This window comes from Paenibacillus selenitireducens, from assembly GCF_002021565.1.
Lineage (GTDB): Bacteria > Bacillota > Bacilli > Paenibacillales > Paenibacillaceae > Paenibacillus_K > Paenibacillus_K selenitireducens.
This window is the reverse complement of sequence record NZ_MSZX01000021.1, coordinates 1-16165: the sequence shown is the minus strand read 5'-3', so window position 1 is coordinate 16165 and position 16165 is coordinate 1. Positions and strand designations below refer to the sequence as shown.

16 protein-coding genes and 1 rRNA gene are annotated in these 16165 nt (G+C 47.3%); all 17 read left to right on the top strand.

Annotated elements, in window-relative coordinates:
- Positions 1–156: 156 nt before the first annotated feature.
- Positions 157–1773, top strand: coding sequence for an L-aspartate oxidase (gene nadB, locus BVG16_RS29910; RefSeq protein WP_078502916.1), 1617 nt, complete (start codon positions 157–159; stop codon positions 1771–1773).
- On the top strand, positions 1766–2632 hold the full coding sequence (gene nadC, locus BVG16_RS29905; RefSeq protein WP_078502865.1) for a carboxylating nicotinate-nucleotide diphosphorylase: 867 nt from the start codon (positions 1766–1768) through the stop codon (positions 2630–2632). Before nadB ends, nadC begins: the two co-directional genes overlap by 8 nt.
- A 5-nt stretch (positions 2633–2637) precedes the next feature.
- Positions 2638–3405 (top strand): type III pantothenate kinase, encoded by a 768-nt coding sequence (locus BVG16_RS29900; protein ID WP_078502864.1) that lies wholly within the window; start codon positions 2638–2640, stop codon positions 3403–3405.
- A gap of 30 nt (positions 3406–3435) precedes the next feature.
- Positions 3436–4332: an Hsp33 family molecular chaperone HslO gene (gene hslO / locus BVG16_RS29895; protein ID WP_078502863.1), complete on the top strand. Its 897-nt coding sequence runs from the start codon at positions 3436–3438 to the stop codon at positions 4330–4332.
- Positions 4333–4390: 58 nt separating this feature from the next.
- On the top strand, positions 4391–5371 hold the full coding sequence (locus BVG16_RS29890; protein ID WP_158081839.1) for a peptidylprolyl isomerase: 981 nt from the start codon (positions 4391–4393) through the stop codon (positions 5369–5371).
- A 253-nt stretch (positions 5372–5624) separates the two neighbouring features.
- A complete protein-coding gene (gene cysK, locus BVG16_RS29885; RefSeq protein WP_078502861.1) occupies positions 5625–6563 on the top strand; it encodes a cysteine synthase A in 939 nt (312 codons plus the stop codon).
- A gap of 130 nt (positions 6564–6693) precedes the next feature.
- Positions 6694–8262 (top strand): anthranilate synthase component I family protein, encoded by a 1569-nt coding sequence (locus tag BVG16_RS29880; RefSeq protein ID WP_078502860.1) that lies wholly within the window; start codon positions 6694–6696, stop codon positions 8260–8262.
- A gap of 39 nt (positions 8263–8301) precedes the next feature.
- Entirely contained in the window at positions 8302–8892 is a 591-nt protein-coding gene (pabA, locus tag BVG16_RS29875; protein WP_078502859.1) for an aminodeoxychorismate/anthranilate synthase component II, read from the top strand.
- A 3-nt stretch (positions 8893–8895) separates the two neighbouring features.
- Positions 8896–9819, top strand: coding sequence for an aminotransferase class IV (locus BVG16_RS29870; RefSeq protein ID WP_078502858.1), 924 nt, complete (start codon positions 8896–8898; stop codon positions 9817–9819).
- 2 nt (positions 9820–9821) lie between these two features.
- The gene (folP, locus tag BVG16_RS29865) at positions 9822–10676 is read left to right on the top strand and encodes a dihydropteroate synthase (RefSeq protein WP_078502857.1); all 855 of its coding nucleotides are present in this window, start codon (positions 9822–9824) and stop codon (positions 10674–10676) included.
- Positions 10677–10713: 37 nt separating this feature from the next.
- Positions 10714–11076: a dihydroneopterin aldolase gene (gene folB / locus BVG16_RS29860; protein ID WP_078502856.1), complete on the top strand. Its 363-nt coding sequence runs from the start codon at positions 10714–10716 to the stop codon at positions 11074–11076.
- 23 nt (positions 11077–11099) lie between these two features.
- Positions 11100–11645 (top strand): 2-amino-4-hydroxy-6-hydroxymethyldihydropteridine diphosphokinase, encoded by a 546-nt coding sequence (gene folK / locus BVG16_RS29855; RefSeq protein ID WP_078502855.1) that lies wholly within the window; start codon positions 11100–11102, stop codon positions 11643–11645.
- Positions 11597–11806, top strand: a complete 210-nt coding sequence (locus BVG16_RS29850) for a helix-turn-helix domain-containing protein (protein ID WP_078502854.1) — start codon at positions 11597–11599, stop codon at positions 11804–11806. The genes folK and BVG16_RS29850 overlap by 49 nt, the downstream gene beginning before the upstream one ends.
- Positions 11807–11852: 46 nt before the next feature.
- Complete coding sequence (gene dusB / locus BVG16_RS29845; RefSeq protein WP_078502915.1) at positions 11853–12848, top strand: tRNA dihydrouridine synthase DusB; 996 nt, start codon at positions 11853–11855, stop codon at positions 12846–12848.
- Between the two features lie 237 nt (positions 12849–13085).
- A complete protein-coding gene (greA, locus tag BVG16_RS29840) occupies positions 13086–13562 on the top strand; it encodes a transcription elongation factor GreA (protein ID WP_078502914.1) in 477 nt (158 codons plus the stop codon).
- A 99-nt stretch (positions 13563–13661) separates the two neighbouring features.
- Positions 13662–15170: a lysine--tRNA ligase gene (lysS, locus tag BVG16_RS29835; RefSeq protein WP_078502853.1), complete on the top strand. Its 1509-nt coding sequence runs from the start codon at positions 13662–13664 to the stop codon at positions 15168–15170.
- Positions 15171–15880: 710 nt separating this feature from the next.
- Positions 15881–16165 (top strand): 16S ribosomal RNA (locus tag BVG16_RS33225); the annotation flags it as partial.

Sequence of the window (16165 nt, the reverse complement as noted above, 5' to 3'; positions counted from 1 at the left end):
GTTTCATGCGGGGATGCACGGATTGAATCAATTCGGGCTTCGAAAGTACAATGGGATCTTGATTGAACAAGAGATGAAGAAAAATAAATAAAATCCTACAGGATGCACCAAATGCAACATCGCTGCACTCTAGTATGAGGATAGGTGAGAATGAAGATGATTCCACAGTATTTGGTTGACTTTTCTCTACAAGATTTACCAAGGGTCGAGACGGATGTCATTGTTATTGGCGTCGGAATTGCGGGGCTTTTCACTGCGATTAAGGCCAGTAAACAGAATCGAGTCATCATGATTACGAAGAAGTCGCTGATGGACAGCAACACACGATATGCCCAGGGGGGGATTGCAGCGGTCATCGCTGAGGATGATTCTCCTGCATATCACCGTGATGATACGTTAACGGCTGGAGCGGGTCTCTGTTCAGAGGATGCGGTTAATGTACTGGTCCATGAAGGTCCGGAAGGTGTTCAACAACTGATCAAGATGGGAACGGAATTCGATCTAGAGAACGGCGAATTTGCGCTTACTAAAGAGGGTGCGCACAGCCATCGCCGTATTCTGCACGCTCATGGCGATGCAACAGGCTATGAGATTGTTCGTGCATTGTCCGAGAAGGCGAAAGCGAATTCGAAGATTGATATTTGGGATGATCATTTCGTGATCGATTTAATTACACATAACAACGAGTGTATCGGTGTTCTAGCGCAAAGACCTGATGGACAACGGGTGTTCGTTCAAGGGAAAGCGACGATTCTCTCATCTGGTGGAGCAGGGCAATTGTATCGCTATACGACCAACCCTGATGTGGCAACAGGGGACGGAATTGCCATGGCATACCGTGCAGGCGCTTATATTCAGGATATGGAGTTTATTCAATTCCATCCTACATCGCTTTGTTATCCGGGGGCTCCGCGGTTTTTGATTTCGGAGGCGGTTCGTGGCGAGGGTGCCTACTTACGGAATATTAAAGGCGAACGGTTCATGGATAAATATCATCATCAATTGGAGCTAGCTCCGCGTGATGTGGTCGCCCGTGCAATAATCAATGAAATGGAAGAGACGAAGTCTACGTTCGTCTATTTAGATATTACCCATGAGTCGGAAGCGTTAATTAAGCATCGATTCCCGACGATCTATGAATACTGCCTGCAGTTTGGGTTAGATATGACGACAGATTGGATTCCGGTTGCGCCTGCTGCCCATTATACGATGGGAGGCGTCAAAACCGATCTAAATGGTGAGACTAATATTACGAGACTTTTTGCTTGTGGGGAAGTGTCCTCGACGGGCGTCCATGGCGCCAATCGGCTAGCAAGTAATTCCTTGTCTGAAGCCATTGTGTTTGGCCGCCGTATTATTGAACGTATTAACACATTGATGCCTCAGTCGCTGAGCTATGATGATTTGTCCTATACAGAGGATCGTCATGATGCACCGATTCAAGCGATTGTAGAGCGTCGTCTGAAGCTACAGAAAGTCATGGTTCGTTATGTAGGACTTCGGCGAGATGCCACAGGGCTCAAAAAGGGTCTTGAGGAATTTAAAAGACAATTGCCGATATATCATGCCCGCTTAACCAAACGTGAGGAATATGAATATGCCAACATGCTCACTTGCGCCACATTAGTAACGGAATCTGCGTTATGGCGCGAAGAAAGTCGCGGTGCACATTACCGTGAGGACTACCCTGAGCGTGATGATTCACAGTGGCACAAGCACACCCTGTGTCGCCGCAATCATGGCATGACAGAGGAGCGAATTGTACATGTTTAATGGGAATAATCAAGCGATGCGTGATCAGATACGCGCTTGGCTGCAAGAAGATATTGGGACGGGCGACGTGACGACGTTGTTTACGATTCCTGCGGGAACGATGTCCAAAGGAATTATTCATGCGAAGGAAGCGGGAATCATCGCAGGAATTCCGGTTGCACAGCTGGTGTTCGAAGTCGTAGACCCGACGCTCCGCTTCCAAGCCTGTGTTCAAGATGGACAGTTCGTCGAGAAAGGGACTACACTGATTGAAGTGGAGGGCAGCACGCATAGCATTCTTACCGGTGAGCGGTTAGCGTTGAACTTGATGCAGCGTTTATCCGGCATTGCGACGAAAACCCACGCTTTCGTGACTGCTTTACAAGGATTGCCGACTCGTCTCGTGGATACACGTAAGACAACTCCAGGGCATCGCTTCCTAGAGAAGTATGCGGTACGTGTTGGAGGCGGGGCGAATCATCGATTCGGCCTATATGATGCCGTGATGATTAAAGATAATCATATCAAGGGAGCTGGCGGAATCATTCCTGCCGTGACTCGTGCGCGCGAGAACATTCCGCATACGATGAAAATTGAGGTCGAAGTAGAAGACTTCAATCAGCTGGAAGAGGCTCTGCAATCTCAAGCCGATATTATTATGCTGGATAATATGACGCCGGCACACATGGCAGAGGCGGTAAAAACCGTGAAGGAACGCGCTCCGCACGTCATCGTGGAAGCTTCAGGCGGCGTCACCTTGAACACAGTTCGTGAAATTGCTGAAAGTGGCGTGGATGTAATTTCCGTTGGGGGATTGACGTATTCCGTTGCGGCTTTAGATATTAGTCTAGATTTAAATGCAAAGAAGACGGGGGCTTAGAAACGGTGATACTAGTCATTGATGTTGGAAATACAAATATCGTATTGGGAATCTATCAGGATCGAGAGCTGCTGCATCACTGGCGGTTAAGCACGAATCGATCGGCAACGGTGGATGAATACGGGATTATGATTCATAATCTATTCCATATGGGCCACATTGATACGCATGCGATAGACGGTATTATTATTTCTTCCGTTGTGCCACCGATTGTGGCAACCCTAGAACATTTGTGCGAGACCTATCTCGGCAAGACACCGCTTATCGTAGGCCCGGGCATTAAGACGGGATTAAATATTCGGTATGAGAATCCACGTGAGGTCGGTGCGGATCGGATCGTCAATTCGGTATCAGCGATCGAGCAATACGGGGGACCACTGATCGTCGTTGACTTCGGTACAGCGACAACCTTTGATTATATCGACCATAAAGGCAATTACCTCGGTGGCGCGATTGTTCCCGGGTTAGGCATCTCTACGGAAGCTTTGTATCAACGTGCAGCGAAGCTGCCTCGGATTGAGCTTTCGAAACCGAAATCCGTCATTGGACGCAACACCGTACATTCCATGCAAGCCGGTATTATCTATGGTTATGCGGGACAAGTTGACGGCATCGTGGAACGGATGAAGGCAGAGATGAAGGAGAATCCTAAAGTTATTGCCACTGGCGGACTCGCGGAATTAATTGCCAAGGAATCGCGTACAATTGAAGAGATTAATCCGTTGTTAACACTAGAAGGTTTGCGCCTTATTTATAAACGAAATCAAGCGTAATTAGATGCAAGATGCAGGAGGGTTCGATCGATGACGCAAGAACAACAACAAAAAGATTACTTAATTCGCGGTACTGCCTTTGGCGGTAAAGTGCGTGCCTTTGCTGTACGGACAACACAACTGGTCGACGAGCTCAGACGCCGTCATAATACGTATCCTACCGCAACAGCGGCTTTGGGACGTACGGTCACAGCGGCTGCGATGATGGGCGCCATGTTGAAAGGCGAAGAAAAGCTTACGGTACAAGTGAAGGGGGATGGACCGCTCGGTCAAATCGTCGTGGATGCGAATGCACACGGGGAAGTTCGTGGTTATGTCACGAATCCGGATGTTCATTTGCCAAGCAATGCCCAAGGGAAGCTGGATGTAGCCGGAGCAGTAGGAACAGACGGCTTCATTCATATCACCAAGGACCTTGGCTTGAAAGAGCCATACCGCGGTAGTATTCCGATTATTTCGGGCGAGCTGGCAGAAGATTTCACGTACTATTTCGCGAAATCCGAGCAGACACCCTCTGCTGTAGGATTAGGCGTGCTCGTGAATACAGACAATTCGGTTATTGAAGCGGGCGGATTTATTATTCAATTGTTGCCGGGATTATCCGATGAAGAGATTACCAAGATTGAAAATGCGGTGGGTATGCTGCCTCCAGTAACGGCACTTCTCGATCAAGGTCTGGAACTGGATGAATTATTGCGTTGGATCGTAGACGATGTTCAAGTAATGGATCAAATGGATATTGTGTTCCGTTGTAAATGTTCGCGTGAACGCGTTGAACAGACCCTTGTAAGTCTTGGAAAAGATGAGCTGGAGCAGTTGATTGCTGAGGATGGTCAAGCGGAAGTGATCTGCCATTTCTGTAACGAGCCTTATCAATTTGGTCGCGAAGAGCTTGTTACATTGTTAGAGCGCGCAATACAGCCGTAAAGGGCACATAATGTAAGTGAAGTCTGATCGAATGACATGTAAAGGATATTGGGGAAGAATGACAAGGATTGAGAAAAGCCTTTGGGTTTCTGTTGTGTTGTTGGTAGGTTGTGTGGTGGTTTTGGCATGTATTATTTTGTTTCGACTGACCGGTACGTCTGAAGTGGGATCGAAACAACAGGAAGGTATTGATGAATCGACCCAAGGTGAAGAATCCGCGTCAGGTTCCTCCAGAGTCATTGCAAAGCTCGGGAACGAGACGATTACGGAGGGGCAATTACAAGAAGCGCTTGCGAGTAAATACGGCATTCTGATGCTGCAAGATTTGCTGAAGAGTAAAGCTGTGGCCAAAGAAGCTGAAGCGCTGGGCATTGAAGTGACAGATGGAGAAGTGGATCAAGAGCAGCAACGTTTGATGGCTGGTTATGAGGATGAAACATCCTATTACCAAATGATGATGAATGAAATGGGTTATACCCGCGAAGAGTTGCGTCAGGATACGTATCAGACACTGCTGCTTGAGAAATTGATGGCCTTCTATGCCAATATCAGTGATGCAGATGTGAAGGATTACATGAGGCAGCATCCTGAACTGTTCGAATCGATCGAGAAATTGGACATATCGCAAATTGTTGTAGATACGAAGGAGGATGCCCAGGATATTCTCGCGAAGCTGGCGGATAAAGAAGATTTCGGAACGTTAGCAGAGGAGTATTCCATTGATTCCTACTCGGCTGATCAAGGGGGAGCTTTAGGGTATATTGATCGAAATGACCCGTTTATTGACAAGAATATACTGACATCTGCGAGCAAGTTGGACGTTGGCCGGATTGATGGTCCTATCCGCATTCAGCAGGGCTATGCCATTATTCTGTTGAATGGAAGGCAAGAGGCCAAATCCATGAGCAAAAGCGAGTCCCAATTCATTGCACGCAAACAAATTGCGCTGGCGAAAGGTCAATCCATGCAAGACGTAGAACAGGACCTCCTCCACAAATATGGGGCGGAAGTCGTAGATACTCAATATCAAATGCACTAAATGACAAATACTTTGTAGATATGTAACGATGTCTACAGAGTATTTTTTTTTCACAAAAGAAAGTAAAACCTACATCTAATCGCGGTCGCTCATCTTCGAAAGGCCATGATCGAGGTTTTCTCATCACCCAACTTGGTACTTTTTTCATATTAATGTGTTGACAACCGGTTCGAAGGTTGATACTATGATAATAATAAAACCTACTGATTTAGTCGGAAATAATAATCAAATTATTGAACTGGGAGGCATTATTATGGCTAGAATAGTACAAAATGTTACGGATCTTATCGGGGATACACCACTTGTTCGCTTAAATCGCATCGTGCCTGAAGACAGTGCAGAAGTTTACGTTAAATTGGAATACCAGAACCCAGGTTCCAGCGTAAAAGACCGCATTGCTATCAATATGATTGAAGCAGCAGAAAAAGAAGGAAAGATTAAGCCGGGCGACACCATTATCGAACCTACGAGCGGAAATACAGGTATTGGACTTGCACTTGTAGCTGCGGCTAAAGGATATAAAGCGATTCTTGTTATGCCGGAAACGATGAGCATCGAGCGTCGTAACTTGCTGCGTGCTTATGGCGCTGAATTAGTTCTAACGCCGGGAGCAGAAGGCATGAACGGTGCAGTTCGCCGTGCGGAAGAACTTGCTGCAGAGAACCCGACTTATTATATCCCACAGCAATTTAAGAACCAAGCGAACGTGGAAATTCACCGTTTGACGACAGGTCCTGAGATTGTAGAGGCGATTAATTCCCTGGATGGCCAATTGGACGCATTTGTTGCAGGGATCGGCACAGGCGGTACCATTACTGGTGCAGGTGAAGTATTGAAACAACACTTCCCGCATATTCGTATTGTCGCGGTTGAGCCTGCGGCATCACCTATTTTGTCCGGCGGCAAACCAGGTCCTCACAAGATTCAAGGAATCGGCGCGAACTTCGTACCCGAAATCTTGAACCGTGAAGTCTACGATCAAGTGCTTACAGTAGAGAACGAAGAGGCGTTCGAGACGGCTCGTCGTGTAGCTAAAGAAGAAGGTATCCTGGTTGGTATTTCTTCCGGTGCAGCTATTCTTTCCGCATTGAAAGTAGCCAAAGAGCTTGGTAAAGGCAAACGGGTTATTGCGATCGTTCCAAGTAATGGCGAACGCTACCTTAGCACACCGTTGTTTAACTTCGAGAACTAATCATTTCACACCACATAGATATGGCCGAATAACCCTCTCGCAGAAGCATGCGCAGAGGGTTATTTGTCTTTCACGAAACATGGTATACTAGCATGCATATAGAGCAATATTGTTCAATGGGGGATACGAAGTGAGCGTAACAATAACATCGTTGGCACAATGGAAGGATTGGGCAAGACAATATTCGAGACTTCCTTTTGTACGTAAATATAAATTAGAGGGCGACGTTCAGATTTCTTCTTGGCGTAAGGCTTGGGAGAAGGCATCGGACTATGCTTTTGTCTTAGAGAGCGGCAAAGTGGGCAGGTACAGCTTCCTAGGATTACATCCGGAGGCTGTACTTCGAGGGAAAGGCAATGGGGCTCATACGCTGGATGGACAGCAGTTGGAAGGAGCACCGTTAGCCGTCCTCAAAGAATGGATGTCTCCTTATCATGGCCCCGTGGTAGAAGACGCGCCTAAATTCATCGGGGGTTGTGTCGGTTATCTGAGTTATGACATCGTTCGTTCTTTGGAAAAGATACCGACGCAAGCCGATGACGATCTGAACCTTCCGGATTATGTATTCATGCGGATGGATGAGATTTGGATTCTCGATCATCAAATGAATGAGCTTTGGTGCGCCGTGAATACGCCTTGGACGGGGATGGATGCTCCAATATCAGCTTCATTGGAGCAAGAGGTAGAGGCTTTATATGATACTGCTGCGCAGCGCGTTGAGCATATGAAGCGTTTATGGGATGAACTCATATCGGAGCAGGATTCGACAGATCGCGCCAAGGCGGAATGGCGGCGTTCCTTAGTAGAAGGAGAACAACGACAAAGGCTGGATTCCGTTGGTATCTTACCGGGGATGGAGACACCGTTCGATCGAGAGGATTTCGAACAAGCCGTACGGCAAATTCAGCAATATATTGGACAAGGCGACGTATTTCAAGTCAACCTGTCGCTGCGTCAGAGCTATGAACTGACTTCTTCGGCAGAACAGCTCTACGAATGGCTGCGTCTTGTGAACCCTTCCCCGTATATGGGAATGCTTCGTTTTCCTGATTTTCAGGTGGTCTCGGCTTCACCTGAACTGCTCGTGAAGTTAGAACAAGGGCGTGTGAGCACGCGCCCGATTGCAGGAACGAGACGTCGCGGACGGACGCCTGAAGAAGACGCGGCCATGGAACAAGAGCTGCGTTCGAATGAGAAGGAGTGCGCAGAACACATTATGCTCGTCGATTTGGAACGTAATGATCTGGGGCGGATCTCACGATATGGTTCGGTCCATGTCAGTGAGCTGATGGTTGTGGAGCGTTATTCACATGTGATGCATTTGGTTTCGGAAGTCGAGGGAGAGCTTGCAGCGGGGAAAGATGCTTATGATGTCCTTGCAGCTGCATTCCCAGGCGGGACGATCACGGGGGCTCCGAAGGTACGCACGATGGAGATCATTGAAGAGCTGGAACCTGTCCGCCGCGGGCCGTATACGGGTTCCTTTGGGTGGATTGACTATAATGGGAATATGGAATTTAATATAATTATACGGACCCTCACCATGATGGGTTCGAAGGGTCATATTCAGACCGGAGCAGGGATCGTCATCGATTCGGTACCGGAACGTGAGTATGCAGAATGCCTGAACAAAGCCAAAGCCATGTGTATGGCGATACAGCTGAGCGAGCAGGAAGCAGCAGCTTCTATAAGAGAATAGCTAGAAGATGAAGATGAGACGAGAGGAGAAGAGATTAGCATGATTTTAGTGATTGATAACTATGATTCTTTTACCTACAACTTGGTGCAGTATTTAGGCGAATTGGGTGAAGAGGTGGTCGTATATCGGAATGATGAGATTGATCTTGCGGGGATTGAAGCCTTGAAGCCGGATCATATTCTGATTTCTCCGGGGCCTTGTACACCGAATGAAGCGGGAATTAGTATGGACACCATTGCATATTTTAAAGGCAAAATACCGATCCTTGGCGTGTGTCTGGGACACCAATCGATTGGACAAGTGTTTGGCGGCAACGTCATTCGCGCTGAGAAGCTGATGCACGGCAAGACATCGCAGATGCTTCATGACGGCAAAGGGTTATTCGAAGGGCTGCCAAGTCCGTTCACAGCAACGCGTTATCACTCGTTAATTGTGGAGCGGGAGTCGCTTCCGGATTGCCTGGAGATTACAGCGGAAACATCGGATGGTGAAATTATGGGCTTGCGACACAAAGAGTACCTAATTGAGGGTCTGCAATTCCATCCTGAATCCATCATTACGGATCATGGGCATCAGATGCTCCGCAACTTCTTACGGCTGCGTACAAGCGCAGCATCGAGCGGGGCTTAAGCGATGTCATATATCGGATTCAACGGAGCCATCGTTGAACAGAAGGAGGCCGTGATCTCGGTACTAGATCACGGCTTTTTGTACGGGCTCAGCCTATTCGAGACGTTCCGTACGTACGACGGACGTCCGTTCCTGCTGAGCCAGCACCTCGAGCGCCTCGCGGCCGGCTGCCGCGCGCTCGGCATTGAACTGCCGCGCGACTGCGAGCACGCGCGGGTCGAGCGCCTCGTAGCCGAGCTGCTGCAAGCCAGTGGCTTGCGCGACGGCTACGTGCGCTACACCGTCACGGCCGGCGACGCTGCGCTCGGCCTGCCGGACGACCCGTACACGACACCGAACGTGGTCGTGTACGTCAAGGCCTTGCCCGCGGCGCCGAGCGGTGCGCCGCAGGGCAAAGCCCTACAGCTATTGCGCACGCGCCGCAATAGCCCAGAAGGCGATGTGCGCTTGAAGTCCGCACATTACATGAACAACATTCTCGCCAAACGTGAACTTGGCGAGTCGCCTGTGGCACGGGCCGAACATCCCGTGCCTGCGGAAGGGCTCATGCTCACTGCCGCAGGCCATGTGGCCGAAGGCATCGTGAGCAACGTCTTCTTCGCCAGCAAGGGCGTGCTCTGCACACCGGCAATCGATACAGGGATTCTCCCTGGCGTGACGAGAGCCCTAGTGCTGGAGCTGGCGAAGCAAGAAGGGATACGTACCGAAGAAGGTTACTATACGTGGGAGGATCTTGTGGAATCGAATGAAGTGTTCATCACCAACTCCATTCAGGAGATCGTACCGATACACACGTTATACAACGTAGATGGGACGTGTGTTGCCAAACATCGATCAGATGCCGTTAGTACAACGCCGTCCATCGTAGAGCCCTTACAACAAGCCTATCGGCGTTTCATCGCACAGCAGGGAAAGGCAGGACAATAACGATGCAATCAAAGATCTATCAACGACAATATATATGCGGTCCGACGACATTAACCCTCGGATCCCGTACCCTGATTATGGGCATTTTGAATGTAACACCGGACTCCTTCTCAGATGGAGGACGTTACAATAACCTGGACGCTGCCGTTGCGCATGCGAAGCAGTTGATGGCGGACGGGGCCGATTTAATCGATATTGGCGGCGAGTCCACGCGGCCTGGCTTTGCACAGGTTCCGGAGGAGGAGGAATTGCGCCGCGTTATTCCCGTCATCGAAGCGATTCATACGCAAGCGCCGGAGATTCCGATTTCCGTGGACACCTACAAAGCTGGAGTGGCTCGCCAAGCCTTGCAAGCGGGTGCCCACATTATTAATGATGTTTGGGGTTTCAAGCAGGATCCGAAGATGGCTGCAGTTGCGGCCCAAGCGGGCTGTCCCGTCATCCTGATGCACAACCGGCAGGAGCGCGACTACAAGAACTATATGAAGGATATTTTAGCGGATTTGCGTGATAGCATTCGAACCGCGAAGGAGGCCGGTGTAGCGGATGAACAAATTATGGTTGACCCGGGCATCGGCTTTGCTAAGAATGCGCACGAGAATCTCTATTTCATGCAGCATTTAGATGCTCTACATGAGCTGGGTTATCCGATCTTGCTCGCAACCTCCCGCAAACGATTTATTCGAGATACACTGCAGCTGCCCGTCGATGACTTGGTCGAGGGTACGGCAGCTACCGTTGCTTTTGGCATCGCGCAGGGCTGCCAGATCGTGCGGGTGCATGATGTAGCACAGATCCACCGCACGGTGAAGATGTGTGATGCCATGTACTATGCTAAGCAGCCAACGTATGAATAGAACAATCTTTTCATCAGACGTAAAGGAATGATCACATATGGATAAAATGACATTAACGCGCATGGAGTTTTACGGATATCACGGAGTGTTTGAGGAAGAACGCAAATTGGGACAACGCTTTTATGTCGATTTGGACATGCTGATTGACCTGTATCCTGCCGGTTCTACAGATGATTTGACCCAGTCGGTGAACTATGCCGAAGTCTTCTATACGGTCAAAGAGGTCGTCGAGAAACGCTCTTTCCAACTAATAGAAACTTTGGCTGAAAATATTGCATCTGCAGTACTGGACAATTATACTAAGATCAATGAAGTGACGGTACGCGTAATTAAGCCGCATCCGCCGTTTGACATTCATTTTCAAGGCGTTACGGTGGAGATTCGCCGTCCAAGACGCTGACAGACGAAGAAAGCGAGCACAAGATGATGAATATACCCTCCTCGGAACCTTCTGAGGTTTATATTGCTTTAGGGGCTAATTTAGGAGACCGTGAGCAGACGTTGATGGCAGCGATATCGATGCTGGACCGTCATCCGAAGATCACGGTCTTGCGCACTTCCTCGATCTATGAGACCGACCCTGTCGGCTACGAGGATCAGCCTGCTTTTCTGAATATGATGATTGCAGCCCAAACTTCACTTGCACCGGAAGCCCTTTTGGCCGTCTTGATGGAGACAGAACAGGAACTTGGGCGTGTACGGGATATCCGATGGGGCCCGCGTATGATTGATTTGGACATGATTGTGATTCACGATCATGCGTTTACTTGGGACTCTGAGACACTCACACTCCCTCATCCGCGTATGAGCGAACGGCTTTTCGTGTTAATCCCTCTCGCGGAAATTACCCCGGAAGGAACCCTTCTTGCATTCGTAAGGGAGTTCATGGGAAAACTGGAGGGAAAGGAAGGGGTACGGCGGTGGAAAACAGTCAATTGGCACAGCGTATCCGAGCATTCCGCAAATTAAAGGGCTTGACGCAGCAAGAGCTTGCAGACCGGATGAAGATATCCGTTGCAATCCTTGGCGCGATTGAGCGCGGTAACCGTATACCTGAAGAAGCTGTATTAGACCAAATATCACAATTGCTAGGCATCACGAAGGAAGAACTCATGGGTGCCTCCACATAAAGAACGTGAAGACAACTTGTTAATGAAGAAAGTAGAGGTTATGAATATGCTTAAAATCGGCAACATTGAGATGAAGAATCAAGTGGTGCTCGCACCCATGGCGGGAGTATGTAACCCTGCATTTCGTCTCATCGCCAAAGAGTTTGGCACGGGCTTAGTCTGTGCGGAGATGGTAAGCGACAAAGCGATATTGCACGGAAATAAAAGAACGATTGAAATGCTGTATGTTGATGACCGCGAGAAGCCGCTAAGCTTGCAAATTTTCGGCGGTGACCGTGAGTCCTTGGTCGAGGCGGCGAAAGTCGTCGATCAACAGACAAATGCGGATATTATCGACATTAATATGGGCTGCCCGGTACCGAAAGTGACAAAATGTGACGCAGGTGCTCGTTGGCTCCTAGACCCTAACAAAATTTATGAGATGGTATCTGCTGTTGTAGATGCCGTGAAGAAACCTGTTACCGTCAAAATGCGTATAGGTTGGGATTCCGAGCATATCTATGTTGTAGAGAATGCCAAAGCGGTTGAACGTGCAGGTGGTCAAGCGATTAGCGTACACGGGCGTACACGCGAGCAATTGTATACGGGTACGGCAGATTGGGCATATATTAAAGATGCTAAACAAGCGGTATCGATTCCCGTCATTGGCAATGGGGATGTATCATCACCGGAAGATGCCAAACGTATGCTGGAAGAGACAGGCTGTGACGGTGTCATGATCGGTCGCGGCGCGCTCGGTAACCCTTGGATGTTATACCGTACGGTAGAATATTTATCCAAAGGCGTATTGTTGCCGGAACCGGATGCAGTGGAGAAAATCCGCATTGCCATCTTGCACATGGATCGGTTGGTTGCATTGAAGGGTGAGCATGTTGCGGTGAAGGAAATGCGCAAGCATTTAGCTTGGTACCTCAAAGGACTAACAGGTGCAGCACGGATTAAAGATGTGATCATGGAAGAAACCAAACGTGATGAAATGGTGCGTATTTTGGAGAATTTTGTCGACTCATTAGATCGAACAGATACGAGTGCAGTTCATTAAATTTTCAAATCTCATCCTCCCAAAAAAGCGGTTTCAAGCTTTGGGGGATGTGTCATTGACATTTCGGTTTGGTTCACCTATAATTCTGCAATAGAAATTTGACTCGGTTTTAGAGATCCTGTGAAGATGATTCAAGTCATCATGATTTCCGAGCGAAATATATTTGTAAAAAGCAGTGAATTCGCCGCTCAGCTAAGATCGGGTGCGAAAATTTTTCACATGATAGGAGAATCGGTAATGAGTGATAAAGCAGTTATCCTGACCCAGGATGGTCTGAAACGGTTGGAGGAAGAATTAGAAAACCTCAAATCCGTGAAACGTCGCGAAGTTGCAGAACGGATCAAAATTGCAATTGGCTATGGCGACATCAGTGAGAACTCAGAGTATGAAGATGCGAAGAATGAACAAGCATTTATCGAAGGGCGTATTATTACGCTTGAGAAAATGCTGCGCAACGCACGTATCATCAACAATGACGATATTGATGTAGATACGGTAAGTATCGGTTCGATCGTTGTCGTTGAAGACTTGGAATTTGGAGATACGATGGAATATACGATTGTAGGTACAGCTGAATCGGATCCATTACAAAATAAAATTTCGAATGAAAGCCCAGTGGGTCGAGCAATTCTTGGTAAGAAAAAGGGAACTGTCGTTGATGTGAACGTTCCTGCGGGCATTATTCAATATAAAATTGTCGATATCAAAAAGTAAGTAACCGTCTCGATGATGGAAAGCTTCCCTTGTGGGAGCTTTTTTCGCTATGATAGGACTATACTGTTTTTAGAGTGTAATGAAGGAGATGACATTGGAATGTCGGAAGAAAACGTAACACAAGAAGTCGAACTTAGCGAACTACTCCAAATCCGTCACAACAAATTGGACGAGCTTCGTGATCTAGGAATCGATCCATTCGGTAAAAAATACGAAAGAACGCATACCGCAAAGGATATCCTAGATGCTTACCAAGAGTTGAGCAAAGAGGAGATCGAAGAAAAAGCCGTTGAAGTGAAAATCGCTGGGCGTATTATGGCCAAACGTGTCATGGGTAAAGCAAGCTTTGCGCATATTCAAGATTTAACGGGCAAAATTCAAATCTACGTGCGTCAAGATTCCGTACCTGAAGCTAAATACGCAGGGTTCAATATTCTCGATTTAGGGGATATCGTAGGTGTAACCGGTGTTGTCTTCAAGACCAAGACGGGCGAGACTTCGGTTAAAGCTCAAGACCTTGAAGTATTATCGAAATCATTGTATCCATTGCCTGACAAATATAACGGACTCAAAGACGTGGATCTTCGCTATCGTCAACGTTATGTGGATTTGATTATGAACCAGGATGTACAACAAACCTTCATTTTGCGTTCCAAAATCATTCAGTCTATGCGTCGTTACCTAGATGGCTTAGGCTTCTTAGAGGTTGAGACACCAACTTTGCACACGATCGCAGGGGGAGCGGCAGCACGTCCGTTCATCACGCATCATAATGCACTCGACATGGAGCTATACATGCGTATTGCGATTGAGCTTCACTTGAAACGCTTGATCGTCGGCGGTATGGAGAAAGTCTATGAAATCGGACGCGTATACCGTAACGAAGGAATTTCGACACGTCATAACCCTGAGTTCACGATGATTGAATTGTATGAAGCATACGCGGATTATCAAGATATCATGAACTTAACTGAAAATACGGTTGCTCACATTGCACAAGAAGTATTAGGAACAACAACGATTGATTATCAAGGACAAGAAGTAAATCTAGCTACAGGCTGGCGTCGTGTAACGATGGTCGATGCGGTTAAAGAAGCAGTCGGCGTAGACTTCAAGCAAGAGATCAGCAACGAAGAAGCGCATCGTTTGGCAAAAGAACATAAAGTACCGGTTGAGCCGCATATGACAACAGGCCATATTTTGAATGCATTCTTTGAACACTTTGTCGAAGAGACATTGATTCAACCGACATTCATTACAGGTCATCCGCTTGAAATCTCTCCATTAGCTAAAAAGAACGAGCAAGATCCACGCTTCACGGATCGCTTCGAATTATTCATCGTGGGCCGTGAGCACGCGAATGCATTCACAGAGTTGAACGATCCAATCGATCAACGCGAACGTTTCGAAGCGCAGATGCGTGAGAAAGAGCAAGGCAATGATGAAGCACATGAAATGGATAACGACTTTATCCGTGCATTAGAGTATGGTATGCCGCCAACAGGCGGTTTAGGAATTGGTATCGACCGTCTCGTGATGCTATTAACGAATGCACCGTCGATCCGTGACGTATTGTTATTCCCGACAATGCGCCATGCTGAATTGTAGGATGAACATGAACAACCTTGGTATATCGCCAAGGTTGTTTTCTGTTTTATCACATTATTTTTAGTTGCATCGCTAAAAGTATAGCAAGCCGTATACACCAATCTAATGTTTTACATGATTGCGTCGTTATACTCTGCACTAAACCTACTCACTATATTGAATAATTTCATTAACTTAAGAGTTATGGGCTCGTTTTCAAGAGCTATATTGGATGAATCCAATATAAATCAGCATAAATCTTCTATAGCGCCTAGTTAGAAGGTACTATACTGTAAAGATCCAATATAGGTGAATAAAAGAGTTCCAACGCGTGTGGTATATTGCACAAAATCCAACATAGCAAGATGAGCCCACTACATTGCCTCAATATTCAAACGCGCGTCGTCCTTGAGTCTATTGAATTGATGTCATTTTTTACCTCTTGATATACCTATTGAATCTATGGTAAATTAATATTCCGCCCAACAAGAGGCGAACAAAATTTCATAACAAAGCTTTTTGATTCCAAATGAGAGTTAAAAAGAATTTGAAAAAAAGCTTGCAATATGAAATTAAACATGATAAGATATAAAAGTTGTCACCGAGAAACACTGGTGAGAACGAAACGAAAGAAATTGATCTTTGAAAACTGAACAACGAGTGAATTAAAGCATTAAATAAAGAACTTTCGAGTTCTTGTCAGTTAGTTTTTAATGAGCAAGTCAAACACTTTAATGGAGAGTTTGATCCTGGCTCAGGACGAACGCTGGCGGCGTGCCTAATACATGCAAGTCGAGCGGAGTTATTCCTTCGGGGATAACTTAGCGGCGGACGGGTGAGTAACACGTAGGCAACCTGCCTGTAAGACTGGGATAACTACCGGAAACGGTAGCTAAGACCGGATACACGATTTGATCGCATGATCGAATTGGGAAAAGCGGAGCAATCTGCTACTTACAGATGGGCCTGCGGCGCATTAGCTAGTTGGTGHGCTNDGRYANAGTATHNATSSGYAS